This window comes from Acinetobacter sp. P37 (assembly GCF_057480965.1).
In genome coordinates, this window is sequence record NZ_JBLIYY010000013.1 from 33,875 (window position 1) to 50,176 (window position 16,302).

16 protein-coding genes and 1 pseudogene are annotated in these 16,302 nt (G+C 40.9%); 15 read left to right on the top strand and 2 right to left on the bottom strand.

Features of this window, described 5'->3' with window-relative positions:
- The first annotated feature begins 17 nt into the window (after positions 1-17).
- The 15 genes from AC25JC_RS12415 to AC25JC_RS12485 all read left to right on the top strand — a co-directional run bounded on the left by AC25JC_RS12415 (position 18) and on the right by AC25JC_RS12485 (position 15,310).
- Positions 18-3,254, top strand: coding sequence for a tape measure protein (locus tag AC25JC_RS12415; protein ID WP_486924148.1), 3,237 nt, complete (start codon positions 18-20; stop codon positions 3,252-3,254).
- Positions 3,251-3,655, top strand: coding sequence for a hypothetical protein (locus AC25JC_RS12420; RefSeq protein WP_249734609.1), 405 nt, complete (start codon positions 3,251-3,253; stop codon positions 3,653-3,655). The genes AC25JC_RS12415 and AC25JC_RS12420 overlap by 4 nt, the downstream gene beginning before the upstream one ends.
- Positions 3,655-5,625, top strand: coding sequence for a hypothetical protein (locus AC25JC_RS12425; protein WP_486924149.1), 1,971 nt, complete (start codon positions 3,655-3,657; stop codon positions 5,623-5,625). Before AC25JC_RS12420 ends, AC25JC_RS12425 begins: the two co-directional genes overlap by 1 nt.
- Positions 5,626-5,634: 9 nt before the next feature.
- The gene (locus AC25JC_RS12430) at positions 5,635-7,251 is read left to right on the top strand and encodes a hypothetical protein (protein ID WP_486924150.1); all 1,617 of its coding nucleotides are present in this window, start codon (positions 5,635-5,637) and stop codon (positions 7,249-7,251) included.
- Positions 7,252-7,311: 60 nt separating this feature from the next.
- The gene (locus AC25JC_RS12435; RefSeq protein ID WP_257223742.1) at positions 7,312-8,532 is read left to right on the top strand and encodes a hypothetical protein; all 1,221 of its coding nucleotides are present in this window, start codon (positions 7,312-7,314) and stop codon (positions 8,530-8,532) included.
- Positions 8,525-8,878: a carboxypeptidase regulatory-like domain-containing protein gene (locus tag AC25JC_RS12440; RefSeq protein WP_486924151.1), complete on the top strand. Its 354-nt coding sequence runs from the start codon at positions 8,525-8,527 to the stop codon at positions 8,876-8,878. The genes AC25JC_RS12435 and AC25JC_RS12440 overlap by 8 nt, the downstream gene beginning before the upstream one ends.
- Positions 8,875-9,270 carry a hypothetical protein gene (locus tag AC25JC_RS12445; protein WP_180115685.1) on the top strand — a complete coding sequence of 132 codons (396 nt, stop codon included), beginning with the start codon at positions 8,875-8,877 and terminating at the stop codon, positions 9,268-9,270. The genes AC25JC_RS12440 and AC25JC_RS12445 overlap by 4 nt, the downstream gene beginning before the upstream one ends.
- A gap of 13 nt (positions 9,271-9,283) precedes the next feature.
- On the top strand, positions 9,284-11,302 hold the full coding sequence (locus AC25JC_RS12450) for a hypothetical protein (protein ID WP_486924152.1): 2,019 nt from the start codon (positions 9,284-9,286) through the stop codon (positions 11,300-11,302).
- Positions 11,303-11,588: 286 nt separating this feature from the next.
- Positions 11,589-11,975, top strand: coding sequence for a hypothetical protein (locus AC25JC_RS12455; RefSeq protein ID WP_486924153.1), 387 nt, complete (start codon positions 11,589-11,591; stop codon positions 11,973-11,975).
- Between the two features lie 90 nt (positions 11,976-12,065).
- Positions 12,066-12,239 (top strand): hypothetical protein, encoded by a 174-nt coding sequence (locus tag AC25JC_RS12460; protein WP_486924154.1) that lies wholly within the window; start codon positions 12,066-12,068, stop codon positions 12,237-12,239.
- Positions 12,240-12,446: 207 nt separating this feature from the next.
- The gene (locus AC25JC_RS12465; protein ID WP_180089466.1) at positions 12,447-12,620 is read left to right on the top strand and encodes a hypothetical protein; all 174 of its coding nucleotides are present in this window, start codon (positions 12,447-12,449) and stop codon (positions 12,618-12,620) included.
- Positions 12,621-12,698: 78 nt separating this feature from the next.
- Entirely contained in the window at positions 12,699-13,097 is a 399-nt protein-coding gene (locus AC25JC_RS12470) for a hypothetical protein (RefSeq protein WP_486924155.1), read from the top strand.
- Positions 13,098-14,052: 955 nt separating this feature from the next.
- A complete protein-coding gene (locus AC25JC_RS12475) occupies positions 14,053-14,640 on the top strand; it encodes an N-acetylmuramidase family protein (protein WP_180089470.1) in 588 nt (195 codons plus the stop codon).
- A 79-nt stretch (positions 14,641-14,719) separates the two neighbouring features.
- Positions 14,720-15,001: a type II toxin-antitoxin system RelE/ParE family toxin gene (locus tag AC25JC_RS12480; protein WP_180089472.1), complete on the top strand. Its 282-nt coding sequence runs from the start codon at positions 14,720-14,722 to the stop codon at positions 14,999-15,001.
- A gap of 24 nt (positions 15,002-15,025) precedes the next feature.
- On the top strand, positions 15,026-15,310 hold the full coding sequence (locus AC25JC_RS12485) for a HigA family addiction module antitoxin (protein ID WP_120368045.1): 285 nt from the start codon (positions 15,026-15,028) through the stop codon (positions 15,308-15,310).
- A 25-nt stretch (positions 15,311-15,335) separates the two neighbouring features.
- Here the strand turns inward: AC25JC_RS12485 and AC25JC_RS12490 are convergent, their stop codons facing one another.
- Positions 15,336-15,932 carry a hypothetical protein gene (locus AC25JC_RS12490; protein WP_486924156.1) on the bottom strand — a complete coding sequence of 199 codons (597 nt, stop codon included), beginning with the start codon at positions 15,930-15,932 and terminating at the stop codon, positions 15,336-15,338.
- Positions 15,911-16,133 (bottom strand): annotated as a pseudogene (locus AC25JC_RS12495) (excalibur calcium-binding domain-containing protein). Before AC25JC_RS12495 ends, AC25JC_RS12490 begins: the two are co-directional and overlap by 22 nt.
- Positions 16,134-16,302: the final 169 nt, after the last annotated feature.

Below are 16,302 nucleotides of genomic sequence, written 5' to 3' on the forward strand. Positions count from 1 at the left end.
AAATTTTGAGGTTCGCTATGTCCGGAAAAAATCTAACGTTCAAACTTATTCTTGATGGCGATAGTAAAGGTCTGGTATCTGCTGCAAAGCAGTCCGAAGATGTAACGAAAAGACTGTTTGATTCAATTAAGTCTGCATCAGAGAAAATTAAACAGGCTTCAGAAGCAGCATCTAGCCAAGTTGGAAATATCATCCCAAAGGGCACGACTGAATTAGCTGATAAATTAACTCAATCTCTAACAGCTGCAACTGGAATCATTCAGGATGCGGGAAATAATGCTAAATCCACAGCAGGTAATTTTACTGATTTTGGGAATAAGGCTGAAAAAGCATTAGGTCAATTAAAAAGTGACTTGACCGAAGCTAAGCGAAATTTAGAGGCATTCTCCAAAACAAATGCATCACCAGCCGATATTGAAGTCGCACAGCGGCAAGTCGATCAACTTGAAAAAGAAGTTCAGCAAGCAGACCAAGCATTTAACGATTTTCACGCTGAAGTTGGCAGGGCAAATAATAATTTAAAAGAAACTGATAATGCTGCTCAAACCGCTCAGAAAGGTATTGCTGGACTTAAGACTGGGTATACGGCTCTTGTTGGTGCTATGGCTGCTCTTGGCATTGGTCTTGGCATTAAAGAATTAGCAGAAGTAGCGGACTCATATACAAATCTATCAGCACGGATCAACATTGCGACAAGTGAAGGAGGTAATTTTACCCAGGCCATGGCGGGTGTTTATCAAGTCGCATTGATGACAAATACAAGCCTTGACGCCACAGCAGGCCTATTCACGAAAGTGAATGATGTTGGCAAGCAAATGGGAATGACTCAGCAACAAACATTAGATCTCACAAAAACCATCAATATGGCCATCCAAACAGGTGGTGGATCTGCTGCTTCGGCAGATGCTGTAATCACTCAGCTTACACAGGCCTTGCAATCTGGTGTACTTCGAGGTGACGAGTTCAACTCGATCATGGAACAAGCGCCAGGGATTTCCAAAGCCTTGGCTCAGTCACTTGGTGTGACCACCAGTGAATTGCGTAATATGGCAGAGAATGGTGAGTTAACTGCGGAGAAGGTTATAAATGGCCTTCATAAACAATCTGCGGCTATTGAGGCAGATTACGCGAAATTTCCGACAACTATTGGAAATGCATTACAGCGTATTTCGACACAATGGCAAATTTTGATCGGTACCATGGATCAGGCGAACGGGGCATCAGCAACTGTAGCGCAATGGTTAGTAACTCTTGCTGATAATATGGGTATTGTTGAAATACTACTTAATGATGTTGGCTCTGGTTTTGTTTGGATTGGTGATCAGCTTTCATTTATTGATGTATCCATTTTTGAAAGTCTTAAATCTGCGCTATCAAGTGCTTACGATGCAATCAAAGAGGTAGTTGTAGTTACTGCTGATTTGAGTAAAACAATTACAGAAATATTAAGTACATCGCTAACCAATGTTTTATCTGTCCTTTCATCATTTACAGGTGAAGCAACAGCAGCAGGAGAGCAAGTTAGTTTCCTTGAGCGAATACTTCAAGGGCTATCCATTACGTTTGGTTTTATTGCGGATGGCGTAACAGCAATAAAAATCGGTGTAAATCTCCTAGCAGGAGCATTCTTCGACTTAGCATCAGCAGCGAATAGTGTCTTATCGGCAGTCACATGGGGTGATGTTAGTAAGCAATTTGCATCAAATGCAGATTTGATGAAAAGCAAGGCTAAAGAATATTACGCTGAGGCTGATAAGGATGCGGTTGCCTTTGAATCTAAGGGTTTGCAGCGGTTAGAGGAAGCTGCGCAAACCCAAGAAGAGAAGAATGCACAAACATTACTTGAGGCGAAGAGCTTAGTTGACCAGTTGCTCTTGGAAGGCCAGCGTGAACTCGATGGGAAGAAGGTAACTGAACAAGAAAAGTTAGATGCTGTTCAAGCCTATGCAGAAGCCGCGATTGCAGCCAATAACGATGCAATGGATGGTGTAATGCAAGCTGATCTGATGACGAAGGGTTACATCGTCACTTTGGATGAAGCTGGGAAAGTTGCTATTCAAACTTGGGATGCAAATGCTACAGGTGCCGAAAAGGCAGCACTGTCAGCAGATAAAGCACGTAAAGCTGCGGCGACATTAAAACTTGATCTATATGAGCTAAAGAATGGTGTTACCGAAGCATTTAATAGTAATGCAAAAGTTCTAAATGATTTTGCTAATAATGTTGAAGCTTTAGGTTTAAAAGGAGAAGCCTCTGGAGAGGCAGTATATCAAGCCTGGTTAAAGTGGCTTGAAACAGCTCAAAGCCAAAATGAAGTAGATCTAGCAATATCAAAACTTCAGGAGTTTGGTAAAACAGGGCAGATGTCTGCGAAACAAGTTGAACTTGGTATGCTGGCAGTACGCCAAGTAGTATCCCATTTACCCGCAGACTTAGACCCAGTAGAACAAGCTTTTGAACGCCTTGGGATTAAAACAAAAGAGCAGCTTAAGCTTGCAGCACAGAGTGCCTTAGCAGATTTCAATACTATTCAATCAAGTGGTAAAGCTACAGCTGAGAGCTTGCGACAAGCATATGAGAGAACTATGCAAGCTGCAGCGGCATCAGGTGATCAGGCAGTCATTGCTGCAACTCAAGCCAAAGCAGCTTCACTTGGCCTAGAAGTACAAATTGATTCATCAGGTAAAGCATCAGTTAAAAGCTATGGCGAGCTTGAAGAATCAATTCACCGTGTACGCCGTGCTTCAAGTAGTGCTGAAGATGGATTTCGCAACCTTGGCCAAACTGGTCGTGACGAGGCTGATTCGGTTAAGAACGCATGGGAAGAAGCTGTTAGTGCAGCATCGAGTGGTATGCATGAGACTCGAAAAGGTACCAAAGGCAAGATGGCTAAAAATGCCGAGGATATCGAAGCTGAGCTTAAAGCCATGGGATATTCAGATGCGGCTGCTAAACAGTATGCAAAAGATATCTATGAAGGGACCAAGGGTGTGAATGGCTATAAATCATCAGGCTTTGGATTCTTTGGTGGCTTAAGCAACGTGGAGCAAGTGAATGCAGAGTTAGAGCGTATGCAGAAATATGCGCCTAATAATGTGTCGACTAATGCCAGTGGCTTAGGATCTTCATCAAAGAGTATTTCATATGAACTCAAACTAGGTAATGAAACAGTGCAACTAACAGGATCGCCTGAGAGTCAATCAAGCCTTGAGGCGATGCTTAAGCAGTTGGGCACATTGAGTAAATCAACATGAAAATAAAACGCATCTCAACATCAGAAACCGTCTCAATTGAAGACGGTTTTTTTTGGTCTGATGAATTTAGCTGGAAAGCCAAAGAGCAGTCTTTGGAATATGCCATGGACGGTACGCCAATCATTCAGGAAGGCACCAAGCTATCAGGTCGACCAATCACTTTAGTACCTGCTGACAGTGGAATGGGGTGGGCTTCATTGGTTGTCGTCCGCACGTTGCAGGCCTGGTCAGTATTGAATGAGCAATTTGAATTACAGTTTGAGTGGGCGCATGACACACGGAAGTTTAACGTGGTTTTTAATCATGTTGATGGTGCTTTAGAAGCCACACCTGTGAAAGGTATTCCACCTATATCGCTGGATGACCATATGAATTTAACGCTCAGATTTTGGAGTGAGTAATGCCAATTGAAACCAAAGATTTAGTGATCTATCACGCTGAGCGTGACACCGATAATGCTGATGGTGGTGGGAAATATAACGGTCAGATTGTGGCAGACGGATTAAGTAATAACTTATTCAATGACATTTCTGAACTAGATCGTACCGTCGGTGATGTATCGATGCGAAAGATCTTTCCAGCTGTGACCACGAATGACACTGACTTACTTATGGGTGCCACGGTATTTGTATCTGAGCTTCCCGAGGATCCAAATGTGTCAGCATTATTATTCAGCACTGAGTCATGGACCGACGAACGCCAGGCCGCACAAAACCGAGTTGAAAATTACCTGGCCAAAGGTGGTCAGATTGCTGGAACACCACTGGATACGCACTGGCAAGGAATGTCATCACTGCAAGTCGTGATGTTTCCCCAAGAAACCGAGTCCAATGTCGGGGATACGATTGTATTAATTTCAGATGAGGGAAAAGCACTTCAATTTGAACAGTACGTGCGAATTACTAAGGTTGATACCCGCACAGCAGTGATGGTAATCGATGGTAAAAATGTCGAATACAAAGTTGCGACCTATCAAATCAATGATCCATTAGAACGTGACTTTGTAGGCTTGTCAGCACGTCAGTGGTACGCCGGTAATACACCGTCCAAAACGGTTCTTCGCGATACGCTTGTTGCTGATACTGGTTTGTATTATTCATCTACTCAATTGGCATCTGATGCAAAAGTGGGTGAATACACGGTTAATGCGGACTCAATGTTTACTCAATTGATCCCATCTGCACAGAGTGAAACCCCGATCATTGATGTCAATGCTGCAGGTGAAAGTGTTGTGTTGGTGCCGGGTAGTGATGGTTTGATTACTGTGAACTATGCATCACAAGTCGTGAGTGAAAGTCAGAACTTATATATCGGTTCTGCAGTCATGCCAAGTTCTGTGTCATTCACCATGCAGGGCCAATCCATTACAGACCAAGGTGGATTGCTCAAGAACTCGCTTGGTACGCAGGTTGGTACGATCGACTATCAGCGAGGTCTAGTGAAATGGACCTCTGCTGCACCAACCGGCACCATGAGTTTAAACATTGCGTTTAAGCCGGCTGCCGCACCGAACCAGTATTACCAAAGCAGTGCTATTCCAGTGACTCAAAACAATCAAAGTACTAACTGGTCGGGCGTATTGATTCCGATCCCCGCACCCGGTGCATTGTCTATTTCTTACATGGCTCAGGGTAAGTTTTACGAGCTCAAGGATGATGGATCTGGTCAACTAAAAGCGGCAAACAGTTCTTTTGGGTCGGGGATGATCAATTATGAGACAGGATCATGGCTTTTAACTGCAGGTGCATTGCCTGATGTGGATAGCGTGATTCTGCTGAATTGGGGTACACCGATTGTGACTTTTGTACGCTCAAATTTAAGTGTTGAAAAAGCTGCTTTTGAGTTTGATCTTGGACACTTGAGTGTTTTACCTGGCGTAACAGTTACTTGGTTGCTTGAAGGGGAAGCCAAAACAGCAACATCCAATGCTCAAGGAAAATTTACTGGTGATGCTACGGGCTCTATTAATTATGCATTAGGCACAGGCAAGATCATCCCAAATAAGTTACCGCAGAAATCGACAACTTTTAATGTGATCTATAACTTCGGTACTTCACTTACGCAAACCAAGAATGACGTTATCCCGGACTCGAGTCAAAAGTTGGTATTCACAATTGGTACAGGTTCAGCCATTCAGCCGAATAGTGTTGAGTTAGAAATTCCTGTATCTACTGAGACAGGAAACTTTGCAAAACATGTATTGCTAACGGATGTACCGGTAACCAGCACGCAGGGTAATTTAGTGAATAGTCGTGGTGTAGTTCAAGGTTCAATTAACTATTCAACTGGCTTATGCGAAGTCACACCACAAACCGTTTACAAGCAGTTTATTACCAAATTTGAAGCAGCTGTTACTTATGGTACCGCTTAGGGGATTTCTATGACTTTTTATAGTCCACAAACATCTAGTATTGTTGGTAGTGAGACCACTTTAAAAGCCTTTAATACTGTTGATGTGAAAGTAAAGTATCGCGATACCACGGGTTCAAATTCAACTACACATACGTTTACTGCAGACAAACTCAAAGTTGATTTGTCCTCAGGTTTTGATGAACAGATCCTTACGGGTTCTGCTCGCTTCAAGGTGGGGAGCGATACTTTTTTAGATCGTTCTGGTTTGCTGTATCGCAATGTGGATCCTGCCACTAATTCAGGTATTCAGTCAGGTTTGATTCAGTATGGTACAGGTGTTGTTGAAATTAATAGTTGGACGCCGAATGCCGACAACAGTATTCAATTGCAGTCCTTGACCACGACAACGGATTTACCGCCAGTCAATAAGATTGCCTTTCGCACACCGGTTATTCCGCTGCGAGTACAGTCATTGACAGTCGTTGTCGGCACACTTGAGCATGGTCAGCTCACTCTTACTGCCGATGAAAACGGGGTAATTGAGACATCACGTGCTCACGGTAAAGTGAATTGGGATAACGGTTTTGTGCAGATTTATTTCTATACCAAGACCGAAATCACAACTGCTAATCGTGCAGAGTTAGAAGCACATGAGTGGTATGATCCACTACTAGAATATGAAGAATCAGGTAAATCCTATATCAATGTGCCGGTATGGGTGGATGCTTCAAGCGTTCGCTATAACGCTATTGCTTACACTTATCTGCCGATTGATTCTGAGTTATTAGGTTTATCAGCAACACGTTTGCCGATCGATGGTCGTGTACCAATCTTCCGAGTTGGTGGCATTGGTATTGTCAGCTCAACTAAGTCACAGGAATTGCCGAGTGCAATTGCCGGTACGACATACGATTTAAGTGATCAGCGTATTGCATGGTGTGAACTTGAAGATGCAAACGGTGTAAAAGTGGGTTATGACTTGTACACCGTTGACTATGATTATGGTCGCGTGACGCTTGGTGGTGATTTTACGCTGGTGGACTTGGTTGAGCCATTAATAGCAAAATATCGTTATCAAGATATGGGACAGATCCGTGATGTTCAAATCAATGGCCAAGTCACTTTTATCAAGCCATTAACCCACAGCTACGATGCAGACAATACGATCGTTGGATCAGCATTGGTCATTAATGACATGCAGGCACGGTACACTCGAAAATTCGTGCAGCAGGCCTGGTCGAATCAATGGTTGGATGAGGCAACAGGCACGTTAATCAGTGCGAATTACAATGATACGCTGTATCCGATTCAAGTCACGAACAAAGGTGCAATTCAAGAGCGTTGGTATTTGCAGTTTACTGATGCAACGAACTTTAAATGCGTGGGTGAATATACAGGTCAAATTGCGACAGGAAATGTTAATTCAGATTTCAGTCCGATGAATCCAACTACTGCAGCACCATATTTCACAATTAAGAAAGAAGGCTGGGGTAGTGGTTGGGCTAATGGCAATGTTCTTCGATTTAACACCATTGCTTGTAATTTTCCAGTCTGGGTGATTCGTACGGTGAAGCAGTCTGAGCCTACAGAAATATCTGATGCATTCCAGATCATGCTGCGCGGTGATATTGACCGTGTTGCTTAATAAATAAATTCAAATATGGCCGCTTTATGCGGTCTTTTTTATGAGTAAAAGAATATGGTGATGAAGCAAACACAAACTAAGTTATTTGATTTTTCTGATGTGGGATTAGATTTTTGTGCAGGGTCTAAAAACTTATTTCCTGATCGTTTTAAACGCATGTTGGCTCTGGGTTACAACTCACAAACAGTGGCAAGTGTTTCTGTAGCTGGCAATCAAGTGACGTTTAACTATGGAGTCTCCCATGGTTATGTCGCTGATCGTGTGTTGAAGGTTGGCTCTGGGCCTTTAGCGGCAATCCACGGTGGGGAGTTTGTAATTGATAGTGTTACCGCAACCTCGTTGACCGTCACAATTGACGATGCGCCAATTTCAATAGCAGGAGGATTTACAACAATTGTCGCGCCCTTGGGATGGGAGTTGGTTTATGAAAAGACAAATATTCAAGTTTATAAGTTTAAACAGCTTGATGAGTCAGATATTTATTTGCGCGTCTGTTTTCAAAACCAAAGTGCGCGGAGAAATTGCCTTAGTCCGTGCATTGGGAAGTCATTTGATCCAGCAACAGGGTTTATTATTGATTTAAATGCGATTGATGAAAATAAAGCAATTACGGTGCCTGATAATGGATTTAAATGGGAATTTCAAGTACATGCAAGTGCTATATATAACGACTATACATACGCGCAAGGCTATAGTACATATGGTAAAGGACAGGTAGTTGGGAGCCTATATCATCTTGCTTTTTTATCAAATACTGGTCCATTAGCAGGCTACGGATCTATAAATGCCATTTTACCCACACTTACTCATGATTATGATTCTTTAAGGTATCCGATATTGATTGGCTCCACTTATGGGTCGATAAGTGCCGGCAACAATGGAACAACACTGACATATGCTCAAGCTTTTATTGCCTCAACACCTGTTATTTTTCAAGTAACAAGTACAACTAGTGGGACAGCATCATATATAGATGCCTATCCACAAGCAATTAACTCTTTTCTGTCAACAGCTCTTGATGGCTTCAACACAACAACCGCAGAGCCAATTCCATTGTACATGCGCAACAATGGTCAATTTTTAGGAATGATTGCTGCTGGAGCTTATCGGCTAAAATATGCTGCAACCAATGCCCCGTCAATCACACCAACCTTAACCCCATCTTTAACTTCTGATATTGACTTAAATTCAAATATCCTTGTTCATTCACTGTCGGGAGGAAATTCAGCACAATATGCAGTTTTTTATGCATTTCCAATTGAGGAGATTAAAATTGCTTAAAATCTCTCGTGTATTTTGGGGTGGTTATACCCCTAACTACATTAAGCTGGCTGCAATGGGCTATAAGGTTATGCTGCTAACAAAGCCAATAATGACAATCAGTTCACCTGATCAGGGATTTGGTCTAATTAAAGGTGTAACCCAAAAAAAGGGTGTTATTTACCCAGGCGTTGAAGTTTCGGCATTTAAACGTAGTGATAAAACTCACTTGTGGACAGTACGATCTAAACAAGATGGTTCATTTGCATTTAGAAATATTGCAGCAGGACTTGAATGCTTTGTTGTGGGTTTTGATCCAGAGCAAAACTACAATGCCGTAATCTCTGACAAAGTGGTGGCGAAATGAGTGTAAATACCTCTCTGGAAGCTGGGCTTGCCGCAATTCAGGCACACGTAAATTTTCTCGATGGTGGTACTCAAAATGCCACCGTTGTCTTTTTTGACGATCTAAAACCTACAGATGTAACAGATCCCATAAATCAATCTGCGAAATTGGTAACATTAACTTTGCCTAAGCCATGTTTTAAGTCGATTGGAGTGGACTTTATCGAACTTCATCAAACTGATGCAGCTTTGGTTACTAAAGCAGGGGTAGCGACGTGGGCTCGTATTTATAGTGGTACTGGCAAAGTATATGTAGATCTTGAAGTTGGGACTCATATAACGTTAGCGAACCCAGATTTACCCCTTGGAAGTACTTTAATGATTAACAGCTTTAAGATCCGACCATCAATTTAATGAGGGGATTTATGTGTCTAATTACATCCCTCAGGATGCGCATCATGTAATTCTGAATTTCGAAGATTTAATCCCTGGTGATAGCAACCTTAATTTTGGTGATCAGGATCAGGTATCAGCGCAAATTGATTTCACAGTTAATGTTGGAATCTTGGCTGAAGTATTTGCACACCAATCTTCGTTTAATCAGATTGATGTAGTTACTAATACTGCAGTAAATATTGAAGTAACAGCACTGGTTGGCCAAATAGCCCAAGTTGATTTCATAGCGCTAACATCTGTTGATCCTGCACTCAATGTTGTGGGCATTGATCAATTAGGTACGATTGAGTTTATTGTGGATTGCGCTATTTCACCTGATGCACATTTCAAACTGAATATGAACCATCAGCTGGGTGTGAGCCTAGCGTTGATTAGTCTCTTTGAACAAGCAGCAACAAGATCTAGACCCCAAGACTATGCATGGTCAAAACCAATACTAAGAGTCTCAAATGAGGCTCTTTTTTTTGATAAGAGTTTAGTGGTCTCAAGCATTTCAAATGTTGAATTTAATGAGGCGACATTGCTGAGCAAAGCGGTACGCATACTGCATGAGCAAGCAATTGGTTTAAGTGCTGATGTGCAGATGGTCTGGGAGCAAGGCGTGGCGCGCTTTATTCACCAACGTTATGTACATCAGGACACAATCAAGCTGCGTCACAATCGTGAATCAAAGTGGCAGGAAATGATTCGTCGACGTAAGCAATTCACATATTCACATGAAGTGGCTGAGCAATTTGAAAAACACTTTTCGTTTGAATGGGATAAAGGCTTAGAGATTGTCACTAAGTCAGAATTGCCATGGGATGAAGCCAAATCTATTCATTATCGCAAGCATCCGGTTCAACCTTGGCCAAAGCCGGAGTTACCCGAATATGTGGGCGATGGAAATCTCAACTTCATTTGTTCATGCACTGAAGTAGATGCTCACAATGTCATTTTAAATTTTGGTGCGGATGACTGTATTCCAGCACTACCGAATAAAAACTGGTGGTATATCGTGAATAATTTAAGTGCAGAACGCTTAGATAATGGTGAGCCGATTAAAGTCATTAACGGGACTTATATCTGCAGCCGTAGTACGTGGTGCTGGTCATATTCAATTACCGTGGCACATACGGAGAAAGAAAAACTACAGCCGCTAAATGACCAACCAGTGATTTTAAAATTAATGATCAATGGCTTTGAGCACCACGTATTGCTTGAGACTGAAACAGAGACAATTAAGTTCGCGAATAAGTCTTACTCTTATGATGGTCGAAGTGTCACGGCACTAAATGCAGCGGATTACGCAGCTAAACGATCATTTATTCAAGATAATGAACGAACGTCGGTGCAATTAGTTCAGGCTGAAATTGATCGTGCACAATCTGGTACCAAGTTGGACTGGAAGTTAATTGATGATGTTGGTTGGATCATTGCAACTGAGAGTTTGAGCTATGCGGAACTTGCGCCAATGGACGCGATAAAACAAGTGGTCGAAGTTGGAGGTGGTTTCATCTATAGCCAAAAATCAGGCAATACGCTTTCAATTTTACCGCGCTATAAAAAAGGCTATTGGGATGCAATGGCTGTGGATGACTACGATAATTTGATTGCGCCAAGTATCGTGATTCAACAAACCATTGAGCAGAACAAGGATTATATCGCCGAGTACAATGCCATTAATGTCGTGAATAGTCGAAGTGGCAACAGCTTGACTGTGAAGCAGCGCAACACTGCAGGCGATATTCCTCTTGAAGCTGTGAGTGGTCCAATGTTTGATGTCGTGTCAGGTGCAAGCTTTGGCAAGATGGAGTTAATCAAAGCCAATATTCAAGAATTCCACACCTTGTCAGGTTTACCGGTCTCTCAAGAAATTGGAGAAATGCTGCCGGGTAAAACCGTGGCATTCCACGGACAGTGGTGGGGAGTCATTGATTCTGTAAGTGGTTCATTTAGTCATGGCAAAGTAACGGAATCCATCAAAGTGGAGCGCATCCATCGTGACTAATCCTTTATTTGAACTTCGTAAACTGTTGAATCCAACTCATACAGAATTAATTGGAATAATTACTTCAGCACGCCATCCTGAATATCGTGTTCAAGTGGATGGAGGATCTGGACCAGTACTTTGTACTAGCGGGACAGCTTACAACATAGGGCAACGTGTGTTCATTTCAAATCAACAAATTTTACGGCCAGCACCATCAGGTCAACACAGTCAGATAGAAGTCTGAATCATTTAAACAATGGCACCGAAAGGTGCTTTTTTTATGCCTAAAAATTAGGGGAATTTAATGGAGCCTGTCTCTACAAGTGGTTTCGCAGCTTTTTTTAAATTTTACGGTGCTGCAGTTGCAGTCACATTGGCCATCTGCTTGGTTGCAACAGTCGTCATTATGATGCGTCTACCGCGTTCACCACAGGAATGGGCTGTTGGCTTAATTTGTACTGTGGTATCCAGCCTTACAGGCGGTGCATTTATTATCGTGAAATGGGGCTTACATGAATGGGTAACTGATATATGGGGAATGATTGCCCTAGGTGGTTTCTTCTTTATCTGTGGTTTACCCGGTTGGGCTATCGTGCGTTGGACATTTAACTTCATCAATAAACAGGAAGGTAAGACGATTATTGAAGTTGTGAAAGAGCTGAAAGATGCGAGAAATGATCTTAGAAAATAATCAAAAATTTTAAAAAGTAAAAAGCCAAGAACTGCAATTCTTGGCTTTTTTTATTTCCAAAACTTTAATAAAAGGATCAGAAAAATATTCATGTCAGATAATTTTAACACCAAACCCGATATCAGCATAGAGGGAAAAATGAGCGAAAAAGATATAGGAAAAGTAGCCATCATTATGGCGTGGGGTAAGTCTATTTCACTGGTGGTTGGTAGTCTTACAGGCGCAATAGTCGCCATAACAGCATTAATGAAATGGATTGTGTGATATGGCACTATGGCGATTTATAGCAATTCTTTTCACGATCATTGTTTGTACATTTATTTGGAGGATGTGAATCGGTTACTGAGAGGCTGGTTTTATTACATACGCACCGAAAGGTGCTTTTTTTATGCATAAAGAAAAACCTCAGTGTTAGCGCACTGAGGTCTTTTGATTCCAACCCACAACGCAGACTTGAGGATCAGAACATATATGAATCTTAACCTAGATTTAAAGGTTGATAAAGCAGTGAATAAAATTTCTGAAAGCAAAACGCTAAGGATTTGGACATACATTATTGCTTGTTTTGTGGTATTGGGCTTAATTGTATGGCAGACCGCACCAATATTGAATGCAATTGCCACACTTGTTGAAGTCCTGAAATAAAAGTCAGACTTCAAGTGTCGGTTTCTTTTTGCCCACAAAATTAGTATCTTGTTCTAAATTATAAATTTGGGGTTGGGTGTGAAATCCAAACTATTTGTTTTTATAACCTTATTTTCTTACTCAATAGCTCATGCTGATTTAATAGATAAACATACTAAAGTGCTTAAAGAAGGAGCGTACTACCCAGAACCAATAACAACCAATTCTGATGTAGAGAGCGATCCAGAATTAAAAAACAAAATATGTTCTGCTGTTTTTAGATTTGCGGAAAACTCCTTTAAAGCAAGACAAAGTGGTGCTAGCGCAGAGGAAATGTTCTCTGTAATTAGTGAGAAGGATGAGCCTTCAGTAAAAAAAGCTATGCAATCAATAATTGTTGATAGTTTCAAATACCCAATAATTATGTATAGCGAAGATGGGTTAATTTCTGCCGCATCTGAGTATGCAAGCCAGTTTTACATCGACTGCATGGATTAACTTTAAACGATATAAAAAACCGTCCATTGAGGTGGTTTTTTTATGCCTGAATTTTAGGAAATAGTTCCACATTTAAGTGTGAGCTTGGGCCGATATAGTGGCCTAGAAAAGCAAAAAGCCCATGACGGCAATCACGGGCTTTTTAAATCTCAACCCACCGACAAAAGTAAGAGGAGAAACATTTCGTATGGATGATGTTATCAAATTGGCTAATTTCTGTCTAATGGAGTTAAGGAAAATGTCAGCATGGCGATTTATAGCAATTATTTTTACGATCATTGTCCGTACATATATTTGGAGAATGTAAATCGGCTCTGATAGTCCATTTCTATTACATAAGCACCGAAAAGTGCTTTTTTTATGCCTAAAGAAAAACCCCAGTGTTAGAGCACTGGGGTTTTTTTCATATCAACCTAAAGGAAAGGAGACATGATCAATCTATGTTCGAATATTCTAAACCAATAGTGGAGCTTATAAAAGTGTCTATTGAAAAACATGGATTATGGCAAACTATTTTTGCCTTCTTGGTATTATTTTCCATTCCAATTCTATTTTGGAAATTGCCTGAAATTATCTTAGCTATCAAATCTTAAACCGACTTCTTTTAAAGGTCATTTTTTTATTGTCTGTGCGCCATAAGGCGCTTTTTTATACCCAAAGAAAACCCCGATGAGGCAAACATCAGGGTTTTGTTTTTCCCAATCCACAGAGCGAGAAAAGAGGAAAAGGATGTATGCCTGAAAGTATAACAGTGATTATTAAATTTGTAGAGGCAATCATGGATAAATATGGTTTCTGGAAGGTAACACTCATCATCATATTAATGATACTGGCATGGAAATCCCCTGAATTGGTATCAGCAATCAAAGCTTAAGCCGACCCAATACAAGGTCGGTTTTTTTATTGTCAGTGTATGCGTCATAAGGCGCTTTTTTTATGCCTAAAGGAAAGTGAAATGAGTAAAAAATTAACAACAGCACAAATTGCAACCCAAGCAAAATTGCTAGGGGTTGAAACTGCAGCATTGCGGGCTGTGATAGAAGTTGAATGTAAAGGATCAGGCTTTAATGCTGACAACACACCAGTGATTCTATTTGAGCGTCATGTGATGCGGCAGCGCTTGATTGCCAATGGCCAAGCAAAGACAGTGGAACTTATGATGGTCAAGCGACCGGATCTATGCAGTAAAAGTACAGGTGGATATGGTCTGTATTCAGCTCAACACGGTCGCTTAAATGCTGCAGCACAATATCATCGGGCTTCAGCCTTAGAGTCGGCGAGTTGGGGGATTGGGCAGGTCATGGGCTATCACTGGAAGGCTTTAGGATATGCATCTCTACAAGCATTTATAAATGCCATGTATAAAGATGAAGCCTCGCAACTTGATGCTATGTGTCGATACATTCAAGTGAATGGCCTGGTCAATGCATTAAAAAATAAAGATTGGAAAGCCTTTGCACGTGGCTATAACGGGGTCGCATACGCTAAAAACTCTTATGATGTGAAACTGGCCAATGCTTACAAAAAGTGGTCAGTTCAATAAATTCTATTTTAGATTTCTATACATATTTTCCAATGTGGTGTATATTGTATATATATGCTATACGAATGGATGCTGAAGCTTGATTAAGAGTTTTAAACATAAAGGTCTTCAGGCTTTCTTCCAAACTGGTACAACAGCAGGTATTCAAGCAGCACATTCTTCTAAATTACGTTTAATACTTGCTGCATTACATGCCGCATCTACAGTAAATGATTTGAGAACACCGCCCAATTGGCGCTTACATAAGCTGAATGGGAATTTGCAAGATCAATGGTCGTTAACTGTAAACGGTAATTGGCGGGTAATTTTTAAATTTGAAGATGGTGATGTCTACATCGTGGATTATCTGGACTATCACTAGGCTTTCAGCTCAGGAGTACTAATCATGAATATGATGTTTAATGCACCTCATCCAGGGGAAATGCTTCGCGAGTATATTGGTGAAACCCCAGTGACTGAGGCTGCTCTTGCATTAGGTGTAACGCGGGCCAATCTATCTCGTATTTTAAATGGCCATACAGGTATTTCTGCAGACATGGCTATCCGTTTAAGTGAGGCTTTGGAAACTTCTCCAGAGTTTTGGTTGAATTTGCAGATGCAGCATGACTTATGGAATGCAAGTCAGCGTCAGCGACCAGTTATAAAAAAATTGGTTCAGGATTTTGTATAAGAAAAGCGCCGTGTGGCGCTTTATTTCATTTAATGTTCTCTGAATTTAAATAATTTTCTAAAAAACTAGATTCAAGTATTTTATTTGATTTAAAGCGAATCCAATTTTTACCATCCCAGCCTTCTGGAAATATACCAAAACCTAGTAGGCAAGTATCTTTAAGGACTGGTGCGTATAGAGCCAATATCACTAAACGATATCTCTGAAAATCATTAGGTTGAGGGTCAGTGTAAGTTAAAAGGTCTTTATACGAAATATCAAAAGGTTTGATGAAGAACCCATCATCACCTTCTTTACTTAGAATCAGGTCTGTTTCATTTTTATTATAGTGTTTTAATAATGTAGCCTTTGAAAAGGATTTAAATTCCAACAAGGTTTCACTTGTGCATGCATTATGTTTCAAGAAGTACCCATCTTTGACAAGGAAGTTATTATCAAATGCTTCACTTACTTCTTCTGCTCCAATTTGCAAAGAACAAATACTTAGAATAAAGCTAGATAAAAGTATCTTATAACGCGTCATATGAAATGATGATCCTATTTTTAATTTTGCATGAATCCCATTATGTGAACTCGGGGATAGTGACAGACTATAGCAGATTATCTTTTCTTCTTCGGGCACTTCTTCCCTTTTCCACCCGGCAGGCAATCGCAGGCCTGGCCATCACCGTCACGGTCTAGACTTTTCCAGCCTGTTTGTCCTGATTTTTTACGTTGTTCATACCATTTCTGTGCTTGCTGTTGCGTACTAAAGTCAGCGCATTTTTTTGCATAAACTTGGATGGAAGTGAACCCCAAAAACGAAAATGAGTAAAAATTTCATAAAGTTTTTTAAAAGTCAGATAATTAGATGAAGTCTAACAACTCTCGGCTTGTTTACTCAATGAATCTAATCAAAAAGTCGTATAAAAGCCACTTTGGTTGACAAATCCTAATTTTAGTCCTAAAAGTTGGTTGACAAATTTGTAAAATAGTCCTATTTTGATTTTAAC

Excerpts from the sequence above, each read along its gene's own strand:
- AC25JC_RS12415 (WP_486924148.1), top strand. The coding sequence starts at position 18 with ATGTCCGGAAAAAATCTAACGTTCAAACTTATTCTTGATGGCGATAGT.
- AC25JC_RS12420 (WP_249734609.1), top strand. The coding sequence starts at position 3,251 with ATGAAAATAAAACGCATCTCAACATCAGAAACCGTCTCAATTGAAGAC.
- AC25JC_RS12425 (WP_486924149.1), top strand. The coding sequence starts at position 3,655 with ATGCCAATTGAAACCAAAGATTTAGTGATCTATCACGCTGAGCGTGAC.
- AC25JC_RS12430 (WP_486924150.1), top strand. The coding sequence starts at position 5,635 with ATGACTTTTTATAGTCCACAAACATCTAGTATTGTTGGTAGTGAGACC.
- AC25JC_RS12435 (WP_257223742.1), top strand. The coding sequence starts at position 7,312 with ATGAAGCAAACACAAACTAAGTTATTTGATTTTTCTGATGTGGGATTA.
- AC25JC_RS12445 (WP_180115685.1), top strand. The coding sequence starts at position 8,875 with ATGAGTGTAAATACCTCTCTGGAAGCTGGGCTTGCCGCAATTCAGGCA.
- AC25JC_RS12455 (WP_486924153.1), top strand. The coding sequence starts at position 11,589 with ATGGAGCCTGTCTCTACAAGTGGTTTCGCAGCTTTTTTTAAATTTTAC.
- AC25JC_RS12460 (WP_486924154.1), top strand. The coding sequence starts at position 12,066 with ATGTCAGATAATTTTAACACCAAACCCGATATCAGCATAGAGGGAAAA.
- AC25JC_RS12465 (WP_180089466.1), top strand. The coding sequence starts at position 12,447 with ATGAATCTTAACCTAGATTTAAAGGTTGATAAAGCAGTGAATAAAATT.
- AC25JC_RS12475 (WP_180089470.1), top strand. The coding sequence starts at position 14,053 with ATGAGTAAAAAATTAACAACAGCACAAATTGCAACCCAAGCAAAATTG.
- AC25JC_RS12485 (WP_120368045.1), top strand. The coding sequence starts at position 15,026 with ATGAATATGATGTTTAATGCACCTCATCCAGGGGAAATGCTTCGCGAG.